The organism is Psychrobacter sp., assembly GCF_030457785.1.
In the GTDB taxonomy this organism is placed as follows: Bacteria; Pseudomonadota; Gammaproteobacteria; order Pseudomonadales; family Moraxellaceae; genus Psychrobacter.
On sequence record NZ_JAKDUI010000221.1, the window covers coordinates 1 to 4,358 of the forward strand.

The window sequence follows — 4,358 nt, forward strand, 5'->3', positions numbered from 1 at the left end:
GCTTATTCTCCTGTTAGTGGATTATAAGCAGTTACACAGAGTTTGGGAAACTCCCCGTTTTAACGAGAACAGTAAATACATTTCTGCTGTCCAACGTCCAATACCAGTAACGGCGGTCAGCGTTTTAACGACTTGCTCGTTTTCCATGGTCTCTAGTGCTGCAAAGTCAATATCGTGATCTACCAAGGATTTTATATAACGGATTTTTTGCTTAGATAACCCTTGTGCTCGTAACTCGTCATCGTTTGCGTTCATGATGCTTTGAGGTGTTACCAAGCCAGCATCCAGCAGACGTTGCCAAATACTCGCTGCAGCTGCCACTGAAAGCTGTTGACCAACCATCGCGCGTACCAGCTGCTCAAATCCTGCCTCTTTGTGTCTCAGGCTAGGCAATCCAACTTGCTTGTAAACAGCAGCGAACTTTGGTTCGATAGCAATCAGTGCTGTTATGTGTTTTTCTAGCTGATCAGAGTTCTCAATGATTTGCATGCTCATAACGGATTCGCTTCTATAAAAAAAGGACTGCTAGCAGCAATCCTTTGGGTTCCATGCTATTTAAATCACAACAAGTATTATTTGTGATCTAAATAGTATCGCCAGACTCGTCGAATCTATTACTCACTGTCTGACTTAGGTTTTTTTAGCAGTACTAGTACAGCACCGTTACCACCATCTTTTGGCGGCGCAGAGCAAAAGGCCAATACTTCAGGTAACTGGCGCAGCCAACCATTGACACAGGTTTTTAGGATGGCTTCGCTGCCTTTACCATGGACAATCTTCACCACGGTTTCATTATTTTGTTTGGCTTGACTTAGTAGTTGAGTCATCGCTTCGCGGGCTTCTTCGATGGTACAGTCGTGAATGTCTACCGCATCATACCAACGGAGTTTGCCTTTTTTAAGTTGATCGAAGACCTTGTTTTGCAGAGTAGGCTGTTTATAAGACAGTTGCGCCTCAGCAGCGACAGGGTTTAGTAGTGCCTGCATGTCCGAGAGTCCTGCACCTAGATCAATGCTATCACTGCCTTGGGCTGCGGCACGCTTTGACAGCGTGGTTGCATCAGGTTTGCTGGCTTTTGCGGTATTGGTAGGCGAGCGCACGTTTTTGTCTTCCAGCATCTCGACGCCATGCATCGCTTGCATGAAAAGTACTTTATCATCATCGATATGTTCACTATCCATCCGTTTGACTGTCTTTTTGACTTGTTTTTGCGTAGGCAGTGAGACTGGTTCTGTTGGCTTTTGATTTTCACCTTCTGGGGAGTTGGTGTCACGGCCTTTGCTCAGTTGACCTTTGAGTTCTTTGAGCTGATCTTGCATTTCTTTTGAGAATAGAGAGTTTGACATAAATTTTGAGTATCGTTGGTTAATGGATGAATGTTAAATCGTTTATCGAGTAGCCGCTTTCAGGGTGGCTTTACTTTCAAAATCGCTTTTATGGTTTGAGCTACTTTTACTATTTTAGGTACTGTTTAAGCTACCTTACTCGTCTGCTGACAGACCTGCAAGTAGGGATTGTAGTGCTTGACCAGGGTGATCAGTCTTCATGAACTGCTCACCGATTAAGAAATGCTGAATATCATTGTCTAACATCAAACGAATATCAGCACTGCTATGAATACCACTTTCGGTCACGATGAGTGCTTTCGGTGCGCTGCTGTCAGCATCAGCGGCCAATGCGTCGATTAATATATTTTTTAAGTCGAGTGTGGTTTGTAAGTTGACATCAAAAGTGTTTAAGTCACGGTTATTGATACCGTAAATATTGTGATCTGAACGTGGTAGTGCAAGCGCGCGCTCAAGCTCGGACTGCGTGTGAACCTCAATCAAAACGTCCATACCTAATTCGATGCTTAGCGCATGTAATTCTTGTACTTGAGCATCATCTAGGCAAGCCATGATGAGTAATATACAATCTGCACCCATTAGATAGGATTGATAAATCTGATACACATCTATCATGAAGTCTTTGCGTAGTATCGGCAGGCTAGTTGTATTTGCTGCTGCGATAAGATAGCTGTCATCACCTTGGAAGTAATCTCGATCGGTCAGTACGGACAGACAGCTGGCACCGGCTTGCTCATATTGCTTGGCAAATAAGGCAGGTGCGAAGTTTTGATTGATAACCCCTTTAGAGGGCGATGCTTTTTTTATTTCAGCGATGATGCCGACACCGTTTTCTTGGGTACTAGCGGCTCGCAAGGCATTTGCAAAACCACGGCGTGGGTGAGTGTCAGCTAATACTTGCGCCTGTAAATCTTCAAGAGATAGCACGTCACGTGCTGCTTGTACTTCGATTTTTTTGGTCGCGACAATTCGCTGTAGTACTGAAGGTATGTCTGTATTGGTCATGCTTATATCCGAATATCGTTAGATGTAAATAGACAGTGGTAGCTGGCTTTAATTTTTGATTTTACGTATGGGTAGTTTGTCCTAACTATCATATGGCCTGATTTAAGCGTCAGCCGCGAGTTTTTGTGTGTACTGCGCTAAAGACTCAAGCTTAGCTAGAGCGTCGCCATTTTGTATGATTTTTTGTGCTCGGCTCACACCATTAGGGTAGTTGCTGGCAAGGCCTGCTGTATATATTGCTGCACCTGCGTTCAGTGCAATCATATCACGGGCTTTGAGAACAGAGGTATCGCTCGTCTCTGTACCTGATAAAGCCGCGCGTATCAGTTCAAGGCTTTGCTCAGGGGACGCAACATCAAGACCGATCAGTGTTTGTGATTCGATACCAACGTCTTCCGGCGTTATGTCATAGACAGAAACTTCTCCGTCTTTTAGCTCAGCAACTGTGGTTGGGGACGCCAGACTGATTTCATCCAGCCCGTCTTTTGCACCGACGACCATGACGTGTCGTGCGCCTAAATTCTTCATTACTTTGGCGATAGGTTCACATAACTGTGCCGTAAACACACCAATAACCAAATTGGGGACGCCAGCTGGATTTGTTAATGGTCCTAAAATATTAAAAATGGTTCTCGCTTTTAACTCACGACGCACAGGAACAGCGTAGCGCATGGCGCTATGGTGATTCGGTGCAAATAAGAAGCCAATACCTTCGTTTTCTATACATTGTTTGGCCTGCTCTGGCGTCAGTGCCAAGCTAATGCCAGCTCGCTCAAGCAAGTCTGAACTCCCTGACTTGGTAGAGACCCCGCGGTTTCCGTGTTTGGCGACTTGCGCGCCGGCAGCAGCGGTTACCATAGCCGATGCAGTGGAGACATTGAACAAATTAGCGCCATCGCCACCAGTACCAACGATGTCAACTAAGTAGTCACAGCTTTCGGGTGTGATGTTGGCAGCCAAAGTACGCATGGCACTTGCTGAGGCGGTAATCTCATCAATCGATTCACCTTTCATGCGTAGAGCAGTTAAAATAGCACCCATCATAGCATCGCTGCATCTGCCTTGCATGATGACAAGCATGACTTGGTACATTTCATCAAACGTCAAATCAATGTGCTGAAAAACCCTGTCTAAAGCTGTTGCCAGCAGTTTGTGTACCTCTTCATCAGACAGTTGAGCGATGCTATCTGGCGTGAGGGCTTCTTCTATTTTTGTCAGGCTCATTATATTCTCGCTTGCTGTTTTTATATAGGTGAATGTCTGTTTTTATGTGAGTGCTAAGTGGTGAAAACGCAGCTCGGGTGGCTGTACGTCCAACCTTTCATATTGAACGGTGCGTTAACCAACTTGTGGTAAATGGTCTGTAGGCAGTACTGCTACATTGTGTGTCTTCAAAAAATTATTGAGTAGCTGGTAGCCTGCCTCGCTTAATATGGACTCAGGGTGGAACTGTACTCCTTCGACAGCGTACTTGATATGGCGTATACCCATGATCTCCTCAATACTACCATCTGTATTTTGTGTCCATGCTGTCATTTCAAGACAGTTTGGTAGACTGACTTTATCAACCACTAGTGAATGATAGCGTGTGACTTGTACAGGATTGGGTAGGTCTGCGAATACACCTTGTGCATTATGGTATACGTCAGACCGGCGACCATGCATCACTTTGCCTGCTTTGACTACTTGACCGCCAAAGGCCTGACCAATTGCCTGATGACCCAAACAAATACCTAATATAGGTATGATGCCTTTGAAGGTGTCAATGACGTCTAGCGAAATACCTGCACGGTCTGGATCGCACGGCCCAGGACCGATAACGATGACATCGGGTGCTAGCGCCTTGATTTGCTCGATGGTGGCTTGGTCGTTGCGCCAGACAGTGAGATCCTGTTGTAACTCGCCGAAGTACTGCACAATATTATAGGTAAAGCTGTCGTAATTATCGATCATTAATATCATTCGGCTTTCAACTCATTATATTATTATTTTATTGGGGGTGTATCT

The 4,358-nt window shown here is 45.1% G+C and carries 5 protein-coding genes; all 5 read right to left on the reverse strand.

The annotated features are described in order from the left end of the window. Positions 1–21: 21 nt before the first annotated feature. Positions 22–495: a DNA-3-methyladenine glycosylase gene (locus L0J61_RS09600; RefSeq protein WP_301466228.1), complete on the reverse strand. Its 474-nt coding sequence runs from the start codon at positions 493–495 to the stop codon at positions 22–24. A 119-nt stretch (positions 496–614) separates the two neighbouring features. Then, positions 615–1,346, reverse strand: a complete 732-nt coding sequence (locus tag L0J61_RS09605) for a Smr/MutS family protein (protein ID WP_301466229.1) — start codon at positions 1,344–1,346, stop codon at positions 615–617. 135 nt (positions 1,347–1,481) lie between these two features. Further along, a complete protein-coding gene (trpC, locus tag L0J61_RS09610) occupies positions 1,482–2,351 on the reverse strand; it encodes an indole-3-glycerol phosphate synthase TrpC (RefSeq protein WP_301466230.1) in 870 nt (289 codons plus the stop codon). A 102-nt stretch (positions 2,352–2,453) separates the two neighbouring features. Continuing rightward, positions 2,454–3,575: an anthranilate phosphoribosyltransferase gene (gene trpD / locus L0J61_RS09615; RefSeq protein ID WP_301466231.1), complete on the reverse strand. Its 1,122-nt coding sequence runs from the start codon at positions 3,573–3,575 to the stop codon at positions 2,454–2,456. 114 nt (positions 3,576–3,689) lie between these two features. Beyond that, the gene (locus L0J61_RS09620; RefSeq protein ID WP_301466232.1) at positions 3,690–4,313 is read right to left on the reverse strand and encodes an aminodeoxychorismate/anthranilate synthase component II; all 624 of its coding nucleotides are present in this window, start codon (positions 4,311–4,313) and stop codon (positions 3,690–3,692) included. Positions 4,314–4,358: the final 45 nt, after the last annotated feature.